This window comes from Streptomyces sp. NPDC107546 (genome assembly GCF_055639175.1).
Map to the genome: position 1 here is coordinate 1 of NZ_JBVKBA010000088.1, position 1041 is coordinate 1041.

General features: G+C 64.7%; 2 protein-coding genes. One reads left to right on the top strand and one right to left on the bottom strand.

Annotation, left to right across the window (positions count from 1 at the left end; all coding sequences use genetic code 11):
• On the top strand, nt 1–434 hold a 434-nt coding region (locus ACZ7L1_RS39250; RefSeq protein WP_471444503.1), incomplete at its 5' end, for an ISL3 family transposase.
• Nucleotides 435–442: 8 nt separating this feature from the next.
• Here the strand turns inward: ACZ7L1_RS39250 and ACZ7L1_RS39255 are convergent.
• Nucleotides 443–940: a hypothetical protein gene (locus ACZ7L1_RS39255; RefSeq protein WP_471444505.1), complete on the bottom strand. Its 498-nt coding sequence runs from the start codon at nt 938–940 to the stop codon at nt 443–445.
• Nucleotides 941–1041 lie beyond the last annotated feature (101 nt).

Genomic DNA, 1041 nt, shown 5'->3' on the forward strand with positions numbered 1-1041 from the left:
GGCCGTTCCGTACATCCCCGACCGCACCAGCGGCCCGCCCGCCGTCTCCACGCACGGTCACCGGCTGGATCCTGACCCACCCCGATACCCTGCCGGAGAGCGAGCGCCTGAAGCTCAAAGCCGTCCTCGCGGGCTGCCCCGTACTGGATGCCCTCACGGGGCACGTCCGCGCGTTCGGGAAGATGCTCACCCAGCTCCAGGGCGACCACCTCCCGCAATGGATCAAGGCGGTCCGCGCCGACGACCTGCCCAGCCTCCACACCTTCGTCAATGGCCTGGAACGCGATCTCGTAGCTGTCACCGCCGGCCTCACACTGCCGTGGAGCTCCGGCGTCGTCGAAGGTCACGTCAACCGGATCAAAATGATCAAGCGCCAGATGTACGGCCGGGCCGGCTTCGGCCTCTTGCGCAAACGAGTCCTGCTGGCGTCCTAACGAACCCGTCACGAGCTCTGCTGGAGTCGCTCCGCAGCCTGAGCAGGGGTGTCGTAGTAGCCAGGCCGTGCCAGCAGGACCGAGCTGAAGTGGTAGCCCTGCTCTTCCCCGGGCTCATCGTCGGCTGCGAACGGACGCCAGAAGCTCAGCAGCAAGTCCGGGGCAATGAATGAAACATCGTCGTCAGGATCTTCCTCAATCGAGGTGAACTCGCCCATGCGCTGGACGACCTCGCGGGCCGGAAGCGCGAACACGTCCACACCCTGAAACAACACTCGGTCCGTCTGGGACGACGGCCGTCCCAACTCGATGGCTTCAAGCCTGTCTCGCATGCAGTGGATGCTGATCATCAGCCCGCTGGGACGGAAGACGTGCTGCCCCGGCCGATCAGACTCCGAGACCGCAGAGAGATCGCGGAGCGAGTCCAGCGCCGTGTTAGCAGCGTGCCGAGTCATACCGATCCGCAACGGGCCAACGCCGGTCGGTGGGGCGAGGTCGAAGTCCATGTGGGCATGATCCCAAACAGGTCTGTCAACGAGTCACGAAGGGCCATCCAGTCCCGACAGGTTACAGAGCGTGAGAGCTCCACAGAAGTTGGACCAGAACC

What these genes read in the sequence shown, in the direction of transcription:
- ACZ7L1_RS39255 (WP_471444505.1), bottom strand. Translation starts at nt 940, where the DNA reads ATGGACTTCGACCTCGCCCCACCGACCGGCGTTGGCCCGTTGCGGATC.